The organism is Arthrobacter sp. BB-1 (assembly GCF_006151685.1).
GTDB lineage: Bacteria > Actinomycetota > Actinomycetes > Actinomycetales > Micrococcaceae > Arthrobacter.
Map to the genome: position 1 here is coordinate 106023 of NZ_VDEV01000029.1, position 21911 is coordinate 127933.

Here is a 21911-nt window from a genome sequence, read left to right on the forward strand (position 1 = left end):
GGGCTCCGTCAGGCGAAGGTTTTTCCGGTCAGTTTCTCGTAGGCCTCGACGTAGCGGCTGCGGGTACGGTCGATGACCTCGGCGGGCAGCGCCGGCGGAGGCGTATCCGAGGACCTGTTCCAGCCCGACTCGGCCGATGTGAGCCAGTCCCTGACGTACTGCTTGTCATAGGAGGGCTGAGCGCGGCCCGGCTGGTATGTGGCGGCATCCCAGAACCGTGAGGAATCCGGTGTGAGGACCTCGTCGCCAAGCGTAATGGACCCCGAAACGGGGTCGTAGCCAAATTCCACCTTGGTGTCCGCCAGGATGATGCCACGCTCCCGGGCGATCTTCTCGGCCACGGTGTAGATCTTCAAGGTGAGCTCGCTCAGGCGCCCTGCGATGTCGTCGCCCACCATGGCCACCACGGCGTCGTAGGTGATGTTCTCGTCATGCTCCCCCACCTCGGCCTTGGCCGAGGGCGTGAAGATGGCGTGGTCAAGCCGCGAGCCGTCCACCAGGCCCTCCGGCAGCGGAATGCTGCACACAGTCCCCGATGCCTTGTACTCCTGGAGGCCGGAACCGGTGAGGTAGCCGCGGGCAATGCATTCCACCGGGAACATGTCCAGCTTCTTGCAGATCATGGCACGGCCCTCAACGGCGGCGGGGACGCCGTCCTCCACCGTGGATCCCAGCACGTGGTGTTCCACGTCCAGCTGGTCGAACCACCACAGGCTCAACTGGGTGAGGATCCGCCCCTTGTCCGGAATCTCGCTGGACAGGACATGGTCAAACGCGCTGATCCGGTCGCTGGCCACCACCAGTACACAGTCCTGCCCGACGCGCTGCAGGATGGATTCGTCCGCCGGCTCGTACAGGTCCCTGACCTTCCCCGAGTAGACATGGGTCCAACCGGGCAGTTCGGGGGCCTCGGTGCTGAAGCCGCGGGATGCTGGAACGTTGCTCATGCTAGGCCTTCGTCTTGGTCCCGTGGAGGGATGCGCTGGCATTGAAGGGGACCTTCACTTCCCCGCGGGCGGCCTTGCCGCCGATGTCCGTGCGGAACTGCGAGCCCTCAAGCTGAACCAGCTCCACGCCGTCGTACGCTCTTTCACGCGCCTCCACCAGGTCGCTGCCCAGCGCGACGACGGCAAGCACGCGTCCGCCGGCGGACACCACTTTACCCTCCTCGTCGAAGGAGGTGCCGGCGTGGATGACGTGCACGCCTTCCAGTTCCTCCACCTTCTTGAGCCCGCGGATGCGGTCCCCGGTGCGCGGAGTGTCCGGGTAGTTTTCGGATGCTATGACGACGGCGACGGCAGTTTCCTTCGCCCAGCGCAGCTCTTCCGCCTTGTCCAGTTCGCCCTTGGCGGCTGCCAGCAGCAGGGCACCAAGGGGCGTCTTGAGCCGGGCCAGGACGGCCTGGGTTTCCGGGTCGCCGAAGCGGACGTTGAACTCGATCACGCGGGTGCCCCGCGAGGTGAGGGCCAGCCCCACGAACAGCACGCCGACAAACGGGGTCCCGCGGCTGGCCATTTCGTTGACGGTGGGCTGGGCCACGCGGTCAATGACCTCCTGGGCCAGGCCTTCCGGCGCCCACTCCAGCGGAGTGTAGGCGCCCATGCCGCCGGTGTTGGGGCCTTCGTCGTTGTCGAAGATCCGTTTGAAGTCCTGTGCCGGTGAAAGCGCCACCGTGTTGTGCCCGTCGCACAGGACAAACAGGGAGACTTCGGGCCCGTCCAGGAACTCCTCGATGACCACGGTGCCGCCGGCGTCGAAGCAGGACTGCGCGTGGGCCAGGGCTTCCTCGCGGTTCTTGGTGACCACCACGCCCTTGCCTGCGGCCAGGCCGTCGTCCTTCACCACGTAGGGGGCACCGAAGGTGTCCAGGGCAGAGGCGGCTTCCTCGGCGTTGGTGGCCACCATGGCCATGGCCGTGGGCACCCCGGCTTCCGCCATGATTTCCTTGGCGAATGCCTTGGAGGCCTCGAGCTGGGCGGCGGCCTTGCTGGGGCCGAACACGGGGATCCCTGCCTCGCGGACAGCATCGGACACGCCTGCTGCGAGCGGCGCCTCCGGCCCCACCACCACCAGGTCCACGGCGAGCTTGGTGGCCAGGGCGGCAACGGCATCGGGATCGTTGGCGTTGATCTTGTGGGTGGGGACCAGCTTGCTGATGCCGGCGTTGCCGGGAGCTGAGTGGACCTCGGACACGTTGGGGTCGGCGAGCAGGGAGCGGACAATGGCGTGTTCGCGGCCTCCGGGGCCGATGACGAGTACCTTCACAGTCTCCAAGGGTACTTTGTGCACCCTGCCCGGTCCTAAGCTGTGTCGGCACGCACAACAATTGGGCGGGAGATCCGGCGTTGCAATCCGGGGCTGCCTCCGCTCCGAATCCCCATCATGAAGAAGCTGAGGAATTCACCCAAGGGACCCACTGCCATGGCCGCGCTGGCAGGCGCGGTGGCGGCCGCCGTCGTCCTTGCCGTGGCTGAACTGCTCGGGGCCTTCTTCACCGCCCGCGCCACACCGCTGATCGCCCTGGGATCCACCTTCATCGACTTCACACCGTCCTGGCTGAAGGACTTCGCCATCGCCACTTTCGGCACCAATGACAAAGCAGCACTCTTTGCGGGCATGGGCCTGACCATTGCCGTGCTGGCGTGCTTACTGGGCGTGGTGGCTTACCGGCGCTGGGCATTGGGCGTGCTTGGGGTGCTGGCTATGGGCGCGGTCATCGTAGCGAGCGTGGTGACCCGTGCAGGCGTGGGGCCGGCTGATGCCCTTCCCTCGGTGGCGGGCACCTTTGCCGGCCTGGCCGCCCTGCGGCTGCTGATGAAGCGCCTGCCGCGGCAGTCAGTGTGGCCGGAAGCTCCTGCGAGCGCCGCAGCCGACCCTGCCGGACGCCCGGGCACCAGCCGCCGCCGCTTCTTCGCGGCAGCGGGGATCACCGCGGCCGCTGCCGGGGTGGCGGCCACGGGAGGCAGGCTGTTGGGCGCGGCCCGCAGCAACATCCTCCAGGCGCGGGATGCCCTGCAGCTGCCCGTCCCGGCCAAGGCGGCACCGGCCGTTCCCGCCGGCGTCCAGTCACCGGTGCCGGGAGTCACTCCCTGGCTTACGCCCAACGGTGAGTTCTACCGCATTGATACCGCGCTCAGCATCCCGGAAATCGACGTGGACAGCTGGGAACTCCGGGTCCACGGCCTGGTGGAGGAGGAGGTCCGCCTCACCTTCCAGGACCTGCTCGACGCCGACCTGATCGAGTCCCATGTCACCCTCACCTGCGTGTCCAATCCCGTGGGCGGAAACCTGGCCGGCAACGCCAAGTGGCTGGGCCTGCCGCTGCGTGAGGTGCTGAGGCGGGCAAAGCCGAAGGAGGGCGCGGACATGGTGCTGTCCACGTCCATCGACGGCTTCAGCGCCTCCACGCCGCTGGAGGTTCTGCAGGATGACCGGGACGCGATGCTTGCCATCGGCATGAATGGCGAGCCCCTGCCGCTGGAGCACGGTTACCCGGTGCGGATGGTGGTTCCGGGCCTGTACGGTTTTGTCTCCGCCACCAAATGGGTGGTGGACCTGGAGGTGACCCGCTTCGCCGACAATAAGGCCTACTGGACGGAGCGCGGCTGGTCCGAACGCGGCCCCATCAAGACCATGGCGCGCGTGGACGTCCCCAGGTCCTTCGCCAAGGTCCCGGCGGGAAAGGTGGCCGTGGGCGGCACGGCCTGGGCACAGACGCGGGGCATCAGCAAGGTAGAGGTCCAGGTGGACGACGGCGACTGGGTGGCGGCAGATCTTTCCACGGAAGCGTCCCTGGTCACCTGGCGCCAGTGGTCCTACCAGTGGGATGCGGCTCCCGGCCAGCACTACATCAAAGTCCGGGCAACGGACGGAACGGGTGTTGTGCAGACAGACCAGCGCGCGGACCCGGTTCCGGACGGCGCCTCCGGCTGGCAGTCCGTGATGGTCACGGTCCAGTAGGGCCGCCTTCCGCCCCATTCCGTCAGGCGGCCCCTAGACTGGCACCATGCCGCACAACCCGCATGCCACCTTTACCGTGGACTCCGCAGTGGAACTGGCCGTGATCGAACGGAGCGGTTTTGTGGAGTCGCGGCACATCGGTTCTGCCGTCCTCCTGGCCGCGGACGGTTCTGTGGTCACTGAGCTGGGCGACATCAATACCCCCATTTTCGCCAGGTCCACCTTGAAGCCGTTCCAGGCCCTGGCAGCCATGCAGTCCGGCGTCCCGCTGCGAGGCGCGCAGGTGGCGGTGGCCTGCGGCAGCCATACCGGATCCCTGGACCACATGGATGTGGTGGAAGGAATGCTCAAGGCAGCCGGAGTCCGCGAGGACCAGCTCCAATGCCCGGAGGCCTGGCCCCAGGATGAAACGGCCCGCAACTGGCTGGTGCGGTCGGAACGGGGAAAGTCCAGGCTCGCCTACAACTGTTCCGGCAAGCATGCTGCCTTCCTCTGGGCCTGCACCGAAAACGGCTGGGATACGCACAGCTACCTTGAGCCCAACCACCCGCTGCAGCAGCGCGTCCGCACCGTCATCGAGGAATACACGGGTGAGAAGATCGCGCACCTGGGGATCGATGGCTGCGGGGCGCCGGTGGCGGCGGTGTCCCTCAAGGGGCTGGCGAGGGGGTACTCGCAGCTTGCCAAAGCCCCGGGCGACCAGAGCTTCAGTGCCCGGGCTGCCACCATCGCCACGTCCATGCTGGACTATCCCTGGGCGGTGCAGGGCCGCGGCGAGGCCAACACGCTGGTCATGGACGAGCTGGAGATTATTGCCAAGATCGGCGCGGAAGGCGTCCTGGCCATGGCCACGCCGCAGGGCGTTTCCGTGGCCGTGAAGATCCTCGACGGGAACGTCCGCGCCACCTCACTGGTGGCGCTGACCCTCCTGGCCGCGGCCGGCGCGGTGGAAATCCCCGGCGTTGCCAGCGTCCTGGAAAAAGTGGTGGACCCGGTGCTGGGCGGCGGAAGGCCTGTTGGAAAAATTCGGCTGGGGCCCGCAGTTTCGGCGCTGCTGGACTAGGTTGCCGGACCTGGCTGTGGCTGGCCGCGTGGGATCTGGGTCCAGGCCCGCCGGGCTCCTTCCCCCGCCGGGGTCCGCGGTACTCTGGTTGTCTTTGCCGTTGCACGCCACGAAAGGGGCCCGAAACATGGCTGTAGCCCGTCGCAGGATCGACCCAAAGGAGGGCGCCGCAGCTGTGGAGGCCTGGCGAAAAGCCGCCGGACCGTCCCCGGACGTTCCTGTCCCGCGAAGCATCCTGGCCACTGCGGTGCGCTACACGCTTGAGGAGGTCACCGCGCGGGCACCGGGCAATTCCGTGGAGGTGCGGGTGCCGCCGTTCGGCGTCACCCAGTGCGTGGAAGGTCCGCGGCACACGCGCGGCACGCCGCCCAACGTCATTGAGTGCGACGCCGCCACCTGGCTCGCTATGGTTACAGGCCAGTTGGGCTGGGCGGACGCGGTGGCCGAGCACAAGGTTGCTGCCTCGGGCCTCCGGGCAGACCTCTCGGCATTGCTCCCGCTGTAGACGGGCTCAGCCGCGGCCGATGAATGGCATGCCGGCGGCGGTCACCACCACGGACCCCACGCTGGCTGTCGGCGGCATGTTGGCCATCATCAGGACGGCCCGGGCGGCATCCTCAACGGGGAAGGTGGGTTCAACCCGGCGGCTGCCGTCGGCCTGGAGCGCCCCGGCACCCACACCGATGGTGTCCATGATCTCCGTGGCCGTGTTCCCAATGTCGATCTGCCCGCACGTGATCCCGAAGCCCCGCCCGTCCAGCTCGATGCTTTTTGTCAGCCCTGTCATGGCGTGCTTCGTGACGGCGTAGGCCACAGTCCTGGGGCGTGGCGAATGCGCGGAGATGGAGCCGTTGTTGATAATCCGCCCGCCCTGCGGATCCTGCGCCTTCATGGCCCTGACGGCCGCTGCGGCGCACAGCATGGAGCCAGTGAGGTTCACTGCCAGGGTGGCGTTCCAGTCCTCCAGCGAGATCTCGTCCACGCTGGCGGCCGGGCCGAAAACCCCGGCGTTGTTGAACAAGACGTCCACCCGGCCCCACCGCTGCCGCACGGCGTCGAAAAGGCGCTCGACGTCGTCGGGCCGGGTGACGTCGCAGGTGACCGGAAGCGCCTGCTGGTGGCCGGCCGCCGTCTCCAGCAGGTGCGCCTCGCGGCGCCCGGCAAGGGCGACGGCGTAGCCATCGGCCAGGAGAAGGCGGGCCACTGCCCGGCCGATTCCGGAACCGGCGCCGGTGACCACCGCAACGCGCGCAGCTTTGCCTGTATTGCTCATGGGGTTCCCTTCAGGTGTGGCCATCATTGAATCCTAGGGGCTGCATCCGGCATCACGGCTGCGGCCAGGCCGGCGCCAAGCAGCTCCGCCAGCCCACGTTTGAAACCGGACTTCCCGCCGTGGGAAGGGTGCCGGACCTTTGGCACCTCCTGGCCGCTGCCCAGCAGGCTGCGGTGCGCCACGTTGCCCACGGCCACGATGGTGCCGATCTGGAACAGTTCTGCCAGCGACTGCCAGAACGGCGTTCCGAGCCTGGCTTCGGCTATGCGCGGCGTGCGGTTGGACTGCGCATTCCCCGGCATGTGGGTGTGCCACGGGCACGCGCTCCACAGGAGGGGAAGGAACTGCAGTTCGGCCAGGACTTCCCACATCACGGTTGCGGTGGGCTCGGCCGCAACGCCTGCCGCGTCCGCCGGCAGCGCGTAGCCCTTACCAGGCCCGAACAAGCCAAAGCTGTTGGCGGGCCCCTGGAACATGGCGCGGTTGGTGAAGGGAACCCCGGTGACCCCCATGCCCCTGAAGCCGGGGGCCTCGCCCAGCAGTAGCACGGTTGGCGAACGGTCCATCATTTCCTGGAGGTAAAGCTCGAGGTTGCGCCGCCGCTGCGCATTTTCCGGCACGCTGTGGTCCAGGAAGTTGTTGCGGGCGGGCGTCGACGGCACGGCCGCGAGCCGGTCCACGAACGCGCGCACGGGGGAAGCAGTCACGGGCATCTTCACAGGCGCCGGGCAGGAACCTGGCTCCTACCAGCGCGGGTGGATGGCCTCGCGGAAGTAGTGGTCGTAGATCCAGCGGACCCCGGCGTCGAATTCCCCGCCCAGGCTGACGGAGGCCGCGGCAGCGTTCGCTGCCGCCTGCTCCACGTTGCGTGCCCCAGGGATGACGGTGGTGACGCCGTCCTGCGCGGCGATCCAGGCAATGGCCGCCTGGGCGGTGCTGGCCCCGGAGGGAACCAGCTGTTCAAATTCGGCCACGGCCTTCAGGCCCAGTTCGTAGTCCACACCGGAGAAGGTCTCGCCGACGTCGAAGGAGTCACCGTTGCGGTTGTAGTTCCGGTGGTCGTTCTCCGCGAACGCGGTCTCCTTGGTGTACTTGCCGGACAACAGGCCGGAAGCGAGCGGCACGCGCGCGACGATCCCTACGTTTGCCGCCTTTGCTGCCGGAAGGACCTCGTCCAGGGGCTTGAGGCGGAAGGCGTTCAGGATGATCTGGACCGAAGCGGTTCCCCCATGGCGGATCGCCTCCAGGGCCTCGTCCGTGCGCTCGACACTGACGCCGTAATTGCGGATGGCTCCCTCGGACACCAGGGTGTCCAGCGCGTCATAGACCTCGGCGTTGCTGTAGACCGGAGTGGGCGGGCAGTGCAGCTGGACCAGGTCCAGGGTGTCCGTGCCCAGGTTCTTCCGGGAGCGGTCCACCCACTGGCGGAAGTTGGCCAGGGTGTAGTTTTCCGGCTTCTGGTCCACCCGGCGGCCCATCTTGGTGGCCACCGTAACGTCCAGGCCCGGGTTGTCCGCGAGGAACTTTCCGATGGCCTGCTCGCTCTTCCCGTCGCCGTAGACGTCGGCGGTGTCGAAGAAATTCACCCCTGCATCCACGGAGGCCGCCAGGACAGCCTGCGCCTGCGCCGGGTCAACGTTTCCCCAGTCCGCGCCAAGCTGCCAGGTGCCCAGTCCCACAATGGAGACGTTCCGACCGGTCTTGCCCAAAATCCGCTGTTCCATCCCTCGACTATATGGCGTGGCCCGGAGGAGGCCGGAATCTTACGCGTTCCGCCACGCCCGGACGCCCATCCGCATGGTGGAAAAGCCCTTCCGGCAACCTGTGTAAGCTTAATCACACTGAAACACGCAGCGGACATTCTGGCAGTGCTGTGCGGGTACATTTCCCAGCATCAGGGGTTTGGTTGGCGCGTCGATCTGGTTCGTACGGGGAGCGTGAAGCATGGACGGAATCGAGATAACGGTCAACGGGCAGGCCCGGGGCTGCGGCGGAACCAGCCCGCACACCAGGCTTCTGGACTGGTTGCGGGGTGAAGGCCTGACGGGGGCCAAGGAAGGCTGCGCGGAGGGCGAATGCGGGGCGTGCGCCGTCATGGTGGCCCGGCCGGACGGCCCGGCCCGCAGCCTCTGGACTTCCATCAACTCCTGCCTCCCTTCCGCGCTGGCATTCGACGGCCAGGAAATTATCACTGCGGAGGGCCTGGGTACTGTAGCCGGGCCGTGCGCGGATGAGGCCCTTCATCCCGTCCAGCGGGAAATGGCAGACCGCGGCGGGTCCCAGTGCGGATACTGCACTCCGGGGTTCATCTGTTCCATGGCCGCGGAGTACTACCGCCCGGACCGCAGCCCCGCGGACGCCAGCCTGGAGACCGGAACGGGGGCCGTGGGCGAAGGGCACGCCGCCGACCATGAATGCGGCCCGAACGGGTTCGACCTGCATGCCCTCAGCGGCAACCTCTGCCGGTGCACCGGCTACCGTCCCATCAGGGATGCGGCCTACGCACTCGGGCCGGCGCAGGACACTGATCCGTTGCTGGGCAGGCAGAACCGGCCCGCCCCGCCGGCCAGGCACACCCGGACGGACGGCGACGCACGGTTCCTGCGCCCCGGGAACCTGGCTGAAGCCCTCCAGGCCCTTGAGGAAAACCCGGAGGCAAAGCTGGTGGCAGGGGCAACGGACCTCGGCGTCGAGGTGAACCTCCGCCACTCCCGGCCGCCCGTCGTCGTCGCCATCGACCGCCTGGCGGAACTGCGGACGTTAACATTCGACGCCGGCCGGGTGGAGATCGGCGCGGCCCTTACCCTCTCTGAGGTGGAACGGGGCCTCAACGGCCGGGTGCCCCTCCTGGGCCAGCTGTTCCCACAGTTCGCGTCCCGCTTGATCCGGAACGCTGCCACCTTCGGCGGGAACCTCGCCACGGGATCACCCATCGGCGACTCCGCACCCGTACTCCTCGCCCTGGACGCCGGCGTCGTCCTGTGCTCCGCCGGCGGAGAACGTGAGGTCCCGTTGGCGGAGTACTTCACGGGCTACCGGCAGAACGTCAGGAAGCCCAACGAACTGCTGCGCGCAGTGCGGATCCCGCTGCCGCTGGCCGAAACCACAGCGTTCTACAAGATTGCCAAGCGCCGCTTCGACGACATCTCGAGCGTGTCCGTGGCCATTGCACTGCAGGTGGCGGACGGCGTCGTAAGTTCGGTCCGGATCGGGCTCGGCGGCGTGGCGGCAACGCCCATCCGGGCGTCAGCAACGGAAGAAGCCCTGGTGGGCCGGCCCTGGACCGCGGAGACCGTGGCCGCGGCGGCCGCCATCATGGCGGGCGAGGGGACGCCCATCGATGACATGCGGGCAAGCGCGGCCTACCGTTCAGCCATGCTGGGGCAGGCCCTGCTGAAGTTCCACGCCGGGAACGCTCCGGCGCTGGAGGTGGCGAAGTGAAATCCCTGGCAGAGCGTCCCGTCAACCCCCTGGTGGGCATCCCGGTGCCCCATGAGAGCGCCGCGGGGCATGTGACCGGAACAGCCCTCTACACGGATGACATTGTTGCCCGCTCCAGCAACGTCCTGCACGCCTGGCCCGTCCAGGCGCCCCACGCGCACGCACGGATCCTGGCCATGCAGACCCAGCCCGCACTTGAAGTTCCCGGCGTGGTCAGGGTGCTGACGGCGTCGGACGTTCCCGGCATCAACGACTCCGGCACCAAACACGACGAGCCGCTCTTCCCCAGCGAGGTGATGTTCCACGGCCAGGCCGTGTGCTGGGTCTTGGGCGAATCGGTCGAAGCGGCACGGCTGGGCGCAGGGGCGGTTGCGGTGGAGTACGAGCCGCTGCCGTCGCTCCTGACGCTCACCGAAGCCATTGCGGCCGGCAGCTTCCAGGGCAACCAGCCCACTGTTGCCCGCGGTGAGCCGGACCAGGCGCTGGCGGGCGCCGCCCACCGCTTCAGCGGGGAGTTCGAGTTCGGCGGCCAAGAGCACTTCTACCTTGAGACGCAGGCGTCCTTCGCAATCATTGACGAAGGCGGGCAGGTGTTTGTGCAGGCCAGCACCCAACACCCGTCCGAGACGCAGGAGATCGTGGCGCATGTCCTGGGGCTGGCCAACCACCAGGTGACCGTCCAGTGCCTGCGGATGGGCGGGGGCTTTGGCGGGAAGGAAATGCAGCCGCACGGTTTCGCGGCCGTCGCCGCCCTGGGCGCCAGCCTGACCGGGCGCCCCGTCCGGCTCCGCCTGACCCGCACCCAGGACATCACCCTGACCGGAAAGCGCCACCCGTTCCATGCGCGCTGGGAGGCAGGATTTGACGACGACGGGCGCCTCCAGGCGCTGAAAGCCACCCTCACGAGCGACGGCGGCTGGAGCCTGGACCTCTCCGAACCCGTCCTGGCGAGGGCGCTGTGCCACATCGACAACGCGTATTACGTCCCCAACATCGAAGTGCACGGCAGGGTGGCCAAGACCAACAAAACGTCGCAGACGGCGTTCCGGGGTTTCGGCGGACCGCAGGGGATGCTGGTGATGGAGGACCTGCTGGGCCGCTGCGCCCCGCTGCTGGGGCTGGACCCCGGCGAGCTCCGCCGTCGCAATTTCTACGAGCCCGGGCAGAGCACGCCGTACGGGCAGCCGGTGCGCCATGCCGAACGTCTCACCGCCATCTGGCAGTCGCTGCTGGACCGGGCCGGCGTGGCCCGGCGGCGGGCGGAGATCGCGGAATTCAACGCGGCGCATGCGCACACCAAGCGCGCCATCGGGATGACGCCGGTGAAGTTCGGCATCTCCTTCAACCTGACCGCGTTCAACCAGGCCGGCGCGCTTGTCCACGTGTACAAGGACGGGTCCGTGCTGATCAACCATGGCGGAACCGAGATGGGGCAGGGGCTGCATACCAAGATGCGCCAGGTGGCTGCCACCGCCCTGGGCGTGCCGCTCGCGTTCATCCGGCTGGCACCCACCCGGACGGACAAGGTCCCGAACACCTCAGCCACCGCGGCAAGCTCCGGGGCGGACCTCAACGGCGGTGCCGTCAAGAACGCCTGCGAGCAGATCAGTTCCCGGCTGTCCGAGGTGGCTGCCCGCAGGCTCAACATCCATCCGGACGATGTGCGGTTCGACGACGGCAAGGTCACCGGGATCGGCTTCCATGACCCCGGCCTCAGTTTCGCCGAGGTGGTGCACGATGCCTACTTCCAGCGCGTTCCGCTCTGGGCTGCCGGGTACTACCGGACCGAAGGGCTGCACTGGGACAGCGCCCGGATGCAGGGCGAACCATTCAAGTACTTCAGCTACGGCGCAGCCGTTACCGAAGTGGAGGTGGACCGGTTCACCGGCACCTACCGGCAGGTGCGCGCGGATATAGTGCACGACGTCGGCGACAGCCTTTCGCCGTTGATCGACGTTGGGCAGATTGAGGGCGGTTTTGTCCAGGGCGCCGGGTGGCTCACCCTCGAGGACCTGCGGTGGGACGTGTCCGACGGCGAGGGGCGGGGGCGGCTCACGACGCAGTCGGCCAGTACCTACAAGCTGCCCAGCTTCTCCGAAATGCCGGAGCAATTCAACGTCCACCTGTTTGAACGGGCCACGGAGAGCGGAGTGGTCTACGGCTCCAAGGCCGTGGGCGAGCCACCGCTCATGCTTGCCATCAGCGTCCGCGAGGCGCTGCGCGAGGCGGTTGCAGCGTTTGGTCCCGGCGGCATGTCAGTGGAACTGGCCAGCCCGGCCACCCCCGAAGCCGTGTTCTGGGCCATCGAACGGGTCACCGCGCCCTCCCCGGCCCTCCCTGGCGACGCCCTCCAGGCGCCCGCCGCGACGTCGGTGCGGTGACATGGACTGGCTCGAAGCCCTGCAGCACCTGAGGTCCTCAGGTTTGCCCGGAGTACTGGCCACCGTGTCTGAGGTGCGCGGCCATGCACCGCGGGAGGCCGGCGCCAAGATGGTGGTGGGGGCCGACTCCACGTGGGGCAGCATCGGCGGGGGAAATCTCGAGGCCACCGTGGTGGACCAGGCCAGGGACATGATGGCGCAAGGTATCTCCGTGCCCCGCAACGCCGAGTTCCCGCTCAACGAGCACGCCACCACCGAGCATGGGCGGCAGTGCTGCGGAGGGAAGGTGCGGGTGTTGCTGGAGCCTTTCCTGTCCCTTCCCACTGTGGCCATCTTCGGCGTCGGGCATGTCGGGTACGAACTCGGCCGCATCCTGTCCCGCCTGCCCATGGCCCTGTACCTCGTGGACAGCCGGGAGGAGCAGCTGGAGGCCGGCCGGCTGGCCGATGTTTCAGCGGGTGTTGCGGACGTCCGGGTTGTGCACACGCCGGTTCCGGATTCGTTCCTTGGCGGCCTGCCTTCCGGCGCCCACGTCTTCATCATGACCCACGACCACTCCGAGGATTTCCTGCTCTGCCACGCGGCCCTGCGCCGTGGCGACCTGGGAAGCGTGGGGCTGATCGGCTCGCGCGCCAAGTGGCTGCGGTTCCGGCAAAAGCTGGCGGCGGAGGGGTTTGCCGAGGCTGAGATTGACCGGATCCAGTGCCCGATCGGCCTGCCTGAGGTCAGGGGAAAGGCCCCGGTGGTGATTGCCGTCAGTGCCGCCGCCGGCCTGCTGGGCACCCTCGCGCCTGCCCGGCAGTAACGTGCCCTGCCCGGCGCTGCGGACCGGTCACAAACGGGTTTTTCAGATTGTGATGTACACCACCGGCCGGCCGGGCTACGCTGGATGACAACTCGTGGCGCAGGTCACGTAACCTGGGAGCAGCAGGCAGGGTCGTAATGAGCTGGCATCAATTGATGTCGGCTCATTTTTTGTGGGCCGACGGTACAAGAAACGTGCGGGACACGCGCGCTTAATTTCTCTGCGGGACTCTGGTCCCACATACCGGAAGTTGGGAATCTGACCATGAGCAGCAACATCATCCTGGGCCACAACCAGTACGGAAAGGCCGAAGTCCGGGTCGTCAAAATCACCCGCGACACGGACCGCCACGAAATTGAGGACCTGAACGTCACCTCGCAGCTGCGCGGGGACTTTGCCGCGGCCCACCTGGAAGGCGACAACGGCCACGTGGTGCCCACGGATACCCAGAAAAACACCATCTACGCTTTCGCCCGGGAAGGCATCGGTTCTCCGGAGGCCTTCCTGCTGCGCCTGGGCGAGCACTTCACGTCCAGCTTCCACTGGGTAACCGGCGGACGCTGGGAAGCCGAGTCCTACAGCTGGAACCGGATCCAGGCCCACGGCGCCGCGCATGACCACTCCTTCGTCCGCAGCGGGCAGGAAGTCCGCACTGCAGTCCTGGTGCGCGACGGCGCCGCGGCCCACGTCATTGCGGGCCTCAAGGACCTCACGGTCCTCAAGTCCACCCAGTCCGGCTTCGTCGGCTACCCCAAGGACAAGTACACCACCCTGCCGGAGACAACGGACCGGATCCTCGCCACGGACGTTTCCGCACGCTGGCGCTTCAAGACCGGCACGGACTTCAGCGCGCTGGACTTCAACAAGAATTACGACGACGTCAAGGCCCTCCTGCTCGAAGGGTTCACCGAGAAGTATTCGCACGCGCTCCAGCAGACCCTGTTCGACATGGGCACCAAGGTCCTTGAGGCACACAGCGAGATCGACGAGATCAGGTTCTCCATGCCCAACAAACACCACTTCCTGGTGGACCTCTCGCCGTTCGGCCTCGACAATCCCAACGAGGTCTTTTACGCCGCCGACCGCCCGTACGGCCTGATCGAGGCAACCGTCCAGCGCGGGGACGCCAGCCCCGCGGACGTCGCCTGGTCCGGGATCGCCGGATTCTGCTGAACGGGAACTCTGCCATGAACACCAAGAACCCCCTCAAAGCCGACGCCAAAAAGCGCGGCAAGCGTCCCGCTTCCAGCCGGCCGGAGGATGAACGGCTTTCGGTCGGGAGCAGCTTCGCCTACGGATTCCAGCATGTCCTGACCATGTACGGCGGCATCATCGCCGTTCCGCTGATCGTCGGGCAGGCCGCCGGCCTCTCCCCCGCGGATATCGGCATCCTGGTTGCAGCAGCGCTCTTCATGGGCGGCCTTGCCACCCTGCTGCAGACCATCGGCGTGCCGTTCTTCGGCTCCCAACTCCCCCTGGTCCAGGGCGTCTCGTTCGCCAGCGTGGCCACGATGGTGGCGATCGTCAGCGGCGGCGGCGGGCTGCCGGCGGTCTTCGGGGCGGTGATGGTTTCCGCAGCAGTCGGCCTGCTGATCGCGCCGGTCTTTTCACAGATCGTCCGGTTCTTCCCTCCGGTGGTGACCGGCACCGTCATCACCACCATCGGCCTCACCCTCATGCCCGTCGCCGCCAACTGGGCGATGGGCGGAAACCGGAGAGCCGAGAACTACGGGAGCACGGCCAACATCGGCCTCGCCGCCGTGACGCTCGCCCTGGTGCTGCTCCTGAGCAAGGTGGGCAGCGCCACCATTTCACGCCTGTCCATACTCCTGGCCATGGTTGGCGGCACCGTTGTCGCGGTCGCCACCGGCATGGCGGACTTCTCCAGGGTCGGCGACGGCCCGATCGCCGCTTTCCCCACCCCGTTCCATCTGGGCGCGCCAACCTTTGAGATCGCCGCCATTATCTCCATGGTGATCGTGGTGCTGGTGATCCTGACCGAGACCATGGCGGACATCCTTGCCGTCGGCGAGATCGTGGGCACGCGCACAGACTCCAAGCGCATCGCGGCAGGGCTCCGCGCAGACATGGGCTCCAGCCTGCTCGCCCCGGTGTTCGGCTCGTTCACCCAGAGCGCGTTTGCACAGAACGTCGGCCTGGTGGCTGTCACCAAAATCAAAAGCCGCTACGTGGTGGCTGCCGGCGGGGTGATCCTGGTCCTGCTGGGCCTCCTGCCGGTCCTGGGCCGCGTGGTGGCTGCCGTTCCCACTGCCGTCCTGGGCGGCGCCGGCATTGTGCTCTTCGGCACCGTGGCCGCCAGCGGCATCAGGACCCTGGCCAAGGTGGAATACCGGAACAACATGAACCTGATCATTGTGGCGGCGTCAGTCGGGTTTGGCATGATCCCCATCGCCGCTCCCACTTTCTACGACCGGTTCCCGTCCTGGTTCAGCACCATCTTCCACTCCGGCATCAGCTCGGCCGCGGTCATGGCCATCCTGCTGAACCTGCTGTTCAACCACCTCAAGGCGGGTAATTCCGAGAACCAGTCGGTGTTCGTGGCCGGCACCGGCCGGGTGGTCCGGGAGGAGGACCTGAAATGCCTGGCCGACGGCGACCGCTTCGAGGGCGGCAAGCTGATCGACTGCGACGGCAAGGAAGTCCCGGTCCAGTCATCCGAAAAGCCGTCAGGGCATTAGCACGAAGGCCTCAGGTGCGGTTCATCTCCAGGGAGATGGCCTCGGCAGCCTCGCGGAGGATGGGCACGGCCTTATCGGCGAAGTGCTCATCCACGCGGGACACCGGCCCGGACACGGAAATGGCGGTGGGCGTGGGGGCATTCGGAACGGCCATGGCGAAGCAGCGCACACCAAGCTCCTGCTCCTCCTCGTCAATCGCGTAACCGCGCTCACGGATGAGCTTGAGGTCTGCCAGGAGCTCGTCAATATCCCCGATGCTCTTGGCGGTGGGGGTTGGCATCCCGGCCCGGGCCACGATGCCGCGGACGGCGTCGTCATCGAGCTGGGCCAGGATGGCCTTGCCGACGCCGGTGGCATGGGTATGGGCGCGCCGGCCCACCTCGGTGAACATGCGCATGGAGTGGAGGGACGGCACCTGTGCCACGTAGATGACCATGTCCGAATCCAGCACCGCCATGTTCGAGGTCTCCCCCAGCCGGTCCACCAGGGTCTTCAGCTGGGGGCGGGCCACGGCACCAAGCTGCTTGTTGGCTCCCTCGCCGAGCCGGATGAGCCGCGGGCCCAGCGCGTAACGCCGGTTGGGGAGCTGGCGGATATAGCCAAGGGACACCAGCGTCCGCAGGAGCCTGTGGATGGTGGGCAAGGGCAGGTCCGTGGACGAGGAAAGCTCGCTGAGCGTGACGTCGCCCCCGGCGTCCGTGACGAGCTCCAGCAGTTCGAACACACGCTCCACCGACTGCACGCCGCCCGAGGTTTTCTCTGCCATTCCGTTGTCTCCTACGGCTCTGATTCCGACAACTCTTATCCGCATCGTGAAATGAGCTGCTTAGAACACCCAAGATACAGCACGGCCGGCTGACGCTGCGAGGCGCCACGTGGCGGGCCGAGGCGCGCTTGTTATTCCATTATCCAGATAATAATATCCATAATACGAGAAACCTTGAGACTAAACCGGCCCGCACAAGGCCCAACAGGAGGAGATTCAATGGCGAACCCCAGCCCCGGAAATTCGATCACCCTGCGCGTGGAAGCGCCCTCGAGCTTCAGCGCCACCAGCGAGCTTGCCGCTGCAGTCGGAGCGGCAGGCGCCGCCATCACCGCCCTGGACGTCAGCGAATCCCACCACGAAACCCTCGTTGTGGACGTCACCTGCAACACCACGGACGACGCCCACGCCGCCCGCGTCAAGGATGCCCTCAACGCGCTTGACGGCGTCAGGGTCCAGCACGTCTCGGACCGCACCTTCCTGATGCACCTGGGCGGCAAGCTGGAAGTCGTCCCCAAAGTCGCACTGCGCAACCGCGACGATCTCTCCCGCGCCTACACTCCCGGCGTCGCCCGCGTCTGCCTGGCCATCGCCGAGGACCCCTCGGCAGCCCGCAACCTCACGGTCAAGCGGAACACCATCGCCGTCCTTACCGACGGTTCGGCCGTCCTTGGCCTCGGCAACATCGGCCCGGCCGCCGCCCTTCCGGTCATGGAAGGCAAGGCCGCACTCTTCAAGCAGTTCGCCAATGTGGACGCCTGGCCGGTCTGCCTGGACACCCAGGAGACCGAGGAAATCATCATGATCGCCAAGGCCCTGGCCCCGGTCTACGGCGGCATCAACCTGGAGGACATCGCTGCGCCGCGCTGCTTCGAGATCGAGAACCGGCTCCGCGCTGAACTGGACATCCCGGTGTTCCACGACGACCAGCACGGCACCGCCATCGTCACCCTCGCAGCCCTCGTCAACGCGCTGCGCGTGGTGGGCAAGAAGCTCAGCGAGGTCCGCATTGTGGTTTCGGGCGTCGGCGCCGCGGGCTCTGCCATCATCCAGCTCCTCAAGGCCCAGGGCGCGCGGCACATCATCGCCGCCGGCCGTTCCGGCGCCATCCATTCCGGTGAAACCTACGGGGACGAGCACCGCAGGTGGATCGCCGCCAACACCAACGCGGAAGGCTTCGCCGGCACGCTGCACGAGGCCCTCGTCGGCGCGGACGTGTTCATCGGCGTCAGCGCCCCGCACGTGATCGGCGAGGAGCAGGTCGCCTCAATGGCAGCGGACGCCATCGTGTTCGCCATGGCCAACCCCACGCCGGAAATAGACCCCGTCGTCGCGTCAAAGCACGCCGCGGTGGTGGCCACGGGCCGCAGCGACTTCCCCAACCAGATCAACAACGTGCTGGCATTCCCGGGCTTCTTCCGGGGCCTGCTCGATGCCGGCGCCTCGGACATCACCCCGGAGATGCTGGTGGCCGCCGCGGACGCCATCGCCAACCGGGTAGCTGACGATGAGCTCAATGCCAGCTACATTATCCCCAGCGTCTTCGATCCCCATGTGGCCGCCGATGTTGCCTCAGCCGTCGCCGCGGCCGCCAACGCGGCGGCCGCAGCCCCGGCTCCCGTTGCCGCCCTGGCCAGCGCCTGACTCACTGACTGACTTCAGCACAAGGAAAGGACCAGAAATGGCCATCACCGCCACAGACCCCCGGCCCATGGACCGCGCGGAGGAAATCCTCACCACCGAGGCGCTGGCCTTCGTGGAGGAGCTGCACAGCCGCTTCGCCGGCACCCGCAACGAACTCCTGGCCGCCCGCTCCGCCAAGCGGCAACGCGTCGCGGACACCGGCAGGCTGGACTTCCTGCCCGAGACACAGGACGTGCGCGACGGCGACTGGCAGGTTGCGCCGGCGCCGGCGGCTTTGCAGGACCGCCGGGTGGAAATGACCGGGCCGGCGGCCCCGGCAAAAATGGCCATCAATGCGTTGAACTCCGGTGCCAAGGTGTGGCTCGCGGACCTTGAGGATGCCAGCACCCCCACCTGGCGCAACGTCGTCGAATCCATCCTGAACCTTCGCGACGCCGCCCGCGGCACCCTCAGCTACACCTCGGACGAGGGTAAGAAGTACAGCCTCCGCACCGACGCCCCGCTCGCCGTCGTGGTTGCCCGCCCCCGCGGCTGGCACCTGCCGGAAAAGCACCTGCTCATCAACGGCGAACGTGCCGTGGGCGCGCTGGTGGACTTCGGCCTGCACTTCTTCCACGTGACCAAACAGCTGGTGGAGAACGGACAAGGCCCCTACTACTACCTGCCCAAAATGGAGGGTTACCTTGAGGCACGGCTGTGGAACGAGGTCTTCGTCTTCGCCCAGGATTACCTGGGACTCCCGCAGGGCACCATCCGCGCCACTGTGCTGATCGAAACCATTCCGGCGGCCTTTGAAATGGATGAGATCCTCTACGAGCTGCGGGACCACGCCTCCGGGCTCAATGCCGGGCGCTGGGACTACCTGTTCAGCATCATCAAGTACTTCCGGGACGCCGGCGGGGAGTTTGTCCTCCCGGACCGGGCCTCCGTGGCCATGACGGCCCCGTTCATGCGCGCCTACACCGAACTGCTGGTCAAGACCTGCCACAAGCGCGGTGCCTTCGCCATGGGCGGGATGGCCGCCGTCATCCCCAACCGCCGGCACCCGGAGGTCACGGAGGCTGCGTTTGAAAAGGTCCGGGCGGACAAGACCCGGGAGGCGAACGACGGTTTCGACGGTTCCTGGGTGGCACACCCGGACCTGGTTCCGACCTGCCGCGAGGTCTTTGACGCAGTGCTCGGCAACAGGCCGAACCAGCTGGACAAGCAGCGTCCGGAGGTTTCCGTGACGGCGGAACAGCTGCTGGACGTGGCCTCCGCCCAGGGCCAGGTCACCGAGTCCGGGCTGCGGCTTAACCTCTACGTGGCCGTTGCCTACACCGCGGTGTGGCTGTCCGGGAACGGCGCCGTGGCCATCCACAACCTGATGGAGGACGCCGCCACGGCGGAGATCTCCCGCTCGCAGGTGTGGCAGCAGATCCGCAACAAGTCCGTCCTGGCGGACACCGGCAACACCGTCACCCGCGAACTGGTCGAACGCATCCTCAGCGAAGAAACCGAGCGGCTACGCACCGAGGTCGGCGACGAAGCCTTCCGCCGCTACTACAAGCCGGCCAGCGAACTGATCGCGGAGATCTGCCTCTCCGAGGACTACACGGACTTCCTCACCATCCCGGCCTACGAACTGGTGGACTGAGGCATGGCATCACCCAAGCCCTCGCTCTCCGCAGGGGACCTCGCACACATCGACGTCCAGCTGGCCGCCACCGACCGCCTGCTGGAACGGAATTACCCGGGCGACGACGGCTCCCGCCAGCCCGTCCACACGGTGTACGTCCCCGCGGACCTTTTTACGGCGTCGTTCGCTGCCGACTGGGGCGCCGAGGCGCTGGCGACGGCGGAGGCCCACGGGGGCCTAGAAGAGCTCGGGGCGCTGCTTGGCCAGGACGCCGCACTAGCCGGGGCCGTGGCCCCGCGCGTCGCGGCCAAGCTTTCCAGTGAACCCATCGCCGCACTAGCCGGGGCCGTGGCCCCGCGCGTCGCGGCCAAGCTTTCCAGTGAACCCATCGAGGACCTGCGGCTCGATTTCGAGGACGGGTTCGGGGACAGGGGCGACGACGCCGAGGACGCCGCCGCCGTTGCCGCGGCTTCCGCGGTGGCCAAGGCAGTCGCTGCCGGGTCAGCACCCCCGTTCATCGGCATCCGGTTCAAGTGCTTCGAAGCAGCCACGCGGGTCCGCGGGCTGCGTACCCTGGACCTGTTTGTGTCCGGCCTGGCCTCGGCCGGTGAACTCCCCGAAGGGCTGGTCCTGACCCTGCCCAAGGTGACCACCGTAGCGCAGGTGCAAGCGATGGACTACGCCGTGTCCCGGCTGGAGGAAGTGCACTCGCTTCCCGCCGGACGGCTCCGGTTCGAGGTGCAGGTGGAAACCCCGCAGCTCATCCTGGGGCCGGACGGCACGTCGCCGGTGGCACAGCTGCCGCACGCTGTTCCGGGCCGGATCAGCGGCCTGCACTACGGCACGTACGACTACTCCGCGTCGCTGCAGATTTCGGCCGAGTACCAGTCCATGGAACACCCGGTGGCCGACTTCGCCAAGGAAGTCATGCAGCTGGCTGTTGCCGGCACCGGCATCCGCCTCTCCGACGGGTCCACCAACATCATCCCCGTGGGCGACAACGTGGAAAGCGCCTGGCAGCTGCACGGCAGGCTTGTCCGGCGTTCCCTGGAGCGGGGTTTCTACCAGGGCTGGGACCTGCACCCCGCCCAGCTGCCCAGCCGTTTCACGGCCACCTACGCCTTCTACCGGCAGGGGCTGCCCGCGGCCGCTGCACGGCTGCGGAACTACGTGGAACAGACCACAGGCGGCGTGATGGACGAACCCGCCACGGCCCGCGCCCTGGCCGCGTTCGTCCTGCGCGGCGTCCAGTGCGGCGCCGTCGGTGCGGATGAAGTCCAGGCGCTTGCCGCCGTCGGAATTCCGCAGCTGACTGCACTGGCCCACCCGCGGCTCGCCACCACTTCCAACTCCTAGGTAAGGATCTCTCTTCATGGGCAAGTACTACTCCCCCACCGGCGGCCTGCCGCCGCAGACGCACCTGACCACCGAGCGGGCCATCGTGACCGAGGCGTACACGGTGATCCCGAAGGGCGTGATGACGGACATCGTGACGTCCAACCTGCCGGGCTTTTCGAACACCCGCTCCTGGATCATCGCCCGCCCCATCTCAGGCTTCGCCACCACGTTCTCGCAGTTGATCGTGGAGATCGGCCCGGGCGGCGGCGCCCCCAGGGCAGAGTTCGAGGCCGGCGTCGAAGGCGTCATCTTCGTGACCCGCGGCAAGGTCAACCTCACGCTCGACGGCGAACTGCACCAGCTGGAGGAGGGCGGCTACGCCTACCTTGCGGCAGGGTCCAACTGGGGCCTGGAAAACGTCTCGGCTGACATCGTGTCCTTCCACTGGATCCGCAAGGCCTACGAGCGCCTCGAAGGGTACGAGGCCAAGTCCTTCGTCACCAGCGACGCCGAAGTGGAGCCGCGCGAGATGCCGGACACCAACGGCGCCTGGAAGACCACCCGCTTTGCGGACCCCAACGACCTGGCACACGACATGCACGTCAACATCGTTACGTTCCAGCCCGGCGGCGTGATCCCGTTCCCGGAAACCCATGTGATGGAGCACGGCCTGTACGTCCTTGAGGGCAAGGCCATGTACCTGCTGAACAACGACTGGGTGGAGGTGGAGGCCGGCGACTTTATGTGGCTGCGCGCGTTCTGCCCCCAGGCCTGCTACGCCGGCGGCCCGGGCCAGTTCCGCTACCTGCTGTACAAGGACGTGAACCGCCAGGTGCGCCTCACCTAATCCCCCGCCCGTCCCCCCCCCCCCCCCCCCCCCCCCCCCCCCCCCCCCCCCCCCCCGCGCGCCCCCCCCCCCCCCC

General features: G+C 67.4%; 18 protein-coding genes. 12 read left to right on the forward strand and 6 right to left on the reverse strand.

All coding sequences use genetic code 11. The features are described from left to right. Nucleotides 1-8: 8 nt before the first annotated feature. Together FHJ30_RS16580 and purD are read right to left on the reverse strand one after the other, a co-directional pair. Nucleotides 9-947, reverse strand: a complete 939-nt coding sequence (locus FHJ30_RS16580) for a phosphoribosylaminoimidazolesuccinocarboxamide synthase (protein WP_139030358.1) — start codon at nt 945-947, stop codon at nt 9-11. Between the two features lies 1 nt (nt 948). Further along, complete coding sequence (purD, locus tag FHJ30_RS16585; RefSeq protein WP_139030387.1) at nt 949-2265, reverse strand: phosphoribosylamine--glycine ligase; 1317 nt, start codon at nt 2263-2265, stop codon at nt 949-951. 117 nt (nt 2266-2382) lie between these two features. On the opposite strand from purD, the gene FHJ30_RS16590 reads away from it, so the two are divergent. The 3 genes from FHJ30_RS16590 to FHJ30_RS16600 all read left to right on the forward strand — a co-directional run bounded on the left by FHJ30_RS16590 (nt 2383) and on the right by FHJ30_RS16600 (nt 5528). Continuing rightward, complete coding sequence (locus FHJ30_RS16590) at nt 2383-3960, forward strand: molybdopterin-dependent oxidoreductase (protein WP_139030359.1); 1578 nt, start codon at nt 2383-2385, stop codon at nt 3958-3960. A gap of 46 nt (nt 3961-4006) precedes the next feature. Continuing rightward, entirely contained in the window at nt 4007-5023 is a 1017-nt protein-coding gene (locus FHJ30_RS16595) for an asparaginase (RefSeq protein ID WP_139030360.1), read from the forward strand. Nucleotides 5024-5150: 127 nt separating this feature from the next. Beyond that, nucleotides 5151-5528, forward strand: coding sequence for a sterol carrier family protein (locus FHJ30_RS16600; RefSeq protein ID WP_139030361.1), 378 nt, complete (start codon nt 5151-5153; stop codon nt 5526-5528). Between the two features lie 6 nt (nt 5529-5534). On the opposite strand, the gene FHJ30_RS16605 is transcribed toward FHJ30_RS16600, so the two are convergent. From FHJ30_RS16605 to FHJ30_RS16615, 3 genes are read right to left on the reverse strand one after another with little or no spacing between them, the layout of a single operon-like run. Beyond that, on the reverse strand, nt 5535-6296 hold the full coding sequence (locus FHJ30_RS16605) for an SDR family oxidoreductase (protein ID WP_139030362.1): 762 nt from the start codon (nt 6294-6296) through the stop codon (nt 5535-5537). 23 nt (nt 6297-6319) lie between these two features. Next, nucleotides 6320-7003, reverse strand: a complete 684-nt coding sequence (locus FHJ30_RS16610; protein WP_240793741.1) for a uracil-DNA glycosylase — start codon at nt 7001-7003, stop codon at nt 6320-6322. A 36-nt stretch (nt 7004-7039) separates the two neighbouring features. Beyond that, on the reverse strand, nt 7040-8020 hold the full coding sequence (locus FHJ30_RS16615) for an aldo/keto reductase (protein ID WP_139030364.1): 981 nt from the start codon (nt 8018-8020) through the stop codon (nt 7040-7042). Between the two features lie 220 nt (nt 8021-8240). Between FHJ30_RS16615 and FHJ30_RS16620 the strand changes: the two genes are divergently transcribed. The 5 genes from FHJ30_RS16620 (at nt 8241) to FHJ30_RS16640 (ending at nt 15622) form a co-directional block, all read left to right on the forward strand. Continuing rightward, nucleotides 8241-9737, forward strand: a complete 1497-nt coding sequence (locus tag FHJ30_RS16620; protein ID WP_139030365.1) for a xanthine dehydrogenase small subunit — start codon at nt 8241-8243, stop codon at nt 9735-9737. Beyond that, nucleotides 9734-12118, forward strand: a complete 2385-nt coding sequence (xdhB, locus tag FHJ30_RS16625) for a xanthine dehydrogenase molybdopterin binding subunit (RefSeq protein ID WP_139030366.1) — start codon at nt 9734-9736, stop codon at nt 12116-12118. The genes FHJ30_RS16620 and xdhB overlap by 4 nt, the downstream gene beginning before the upstream one ends. Nucleotide 12119: 1 nt before the next feature. Further along, entirely contained in the window at nt 12120-12923 is an 804-nt protein-coding gene (gene xdhC, locus FHJ30_RS16630; protein WP_139030367.1) for a xanthine dehydrogenase accessory protein XdhC, read from the forward strand. A gap of 264 nt (nt 12924-13187) precedes the next feature. Further along, entirely contained in the window at nt 13188-14096 is a 909-nt protein-coding gene (pucL, locus tag FHJ30_RS16635) for a factor-independent urate hydroxylase (protein WP_139030368.1), read from the forward strand. A 14-nt stretch (nt 14097-14110) separates the two neighbouring features. Then, a complete protein-coding gene (locus tag FHJ30_RS16640; protein WP_139030369.1) occupies nt 14111-15622 on the forward strand; it encodes a nucleobase:cation symporter-2 family protein in 1512 nt (503 codons plus the stop codon). Between the two features lie 10 nt (nt 15623-15632). Here FHJ30_RS16640 and FHJ30_RS16645 read toward each other — a convergent pair whose 3' ends face one another. Further along, nucleotides 15633-16388 (reverse strand): IclR family transcriptional regulator, encoded by a 756-nt coding sequence (locus tag FHJ30_RS16645; protein ID WP_139030370.1) that lies wholly within the window; start codon nt 16386-16388, stop codon nt 15633-15635. 219 nt (nt 16389-16607) lie between these two features. Between FHJ30_RS16645 and FHJ30_RS16650 the strand changes: the two genes are divergently transcribed. The 4 genes from FHJ30_RS16650 to FHJ30_RS16665 are packed head-to-tail and all read left to right on the forward strand — an operon-like array spanning nt 16608 to nt 21835. Beyond that, nucleotides 16608-18032 (forward strand): NAD-dependent malic enzyme, encoded by a 1425-nt coding sequence (locus FHJ30_RS16650; RefSeq protein ID WP_139030371.1) that lies wholly within the window; start codon nt 16608-16610, stop codon nt 18030-18032. Between the two features lie 37 nt (nt 18033-18069). After that, the gene (gene aceB / locus FHJ30_RS16655; RefSeq protein ID WP_139030372.1) at nt 18070-19668 is read left to right on the forward strand and encodes a malate synthase A; all 1599 of its coding nucleotides are present in this window, start codon (nt 18070-18072) and stop codon (nt 19666-19668) included. Between the two features lie 3 nt (nt 19669-19671). After that, nucleotides 19672-21006: a DUF6986 family protein gene (locus tag FHJ30_RS16660; protein WP_139030373.1), complete on the forward strand. Its 1335-nt coding sequence runs from the start codon at nt 19672-19674 to the stop codon at nt 21004-21006. 16 nt (nt 21007-21022) lie between these two features. Further along, on the forward strand, nt 21023-21835 hold the full coding sequence (locus FHJ30_RS16665) for a bifunctional allantoicase/(S)-ureidoglycine aminohydrolase (RefSeq protein WP_139030374.1): 813 nt from the start codon (nt 21023-21025) through the stop codon (nt 21833-21835). Nucleotides 21836-21911: the final 76 nt, after the last annotated feature.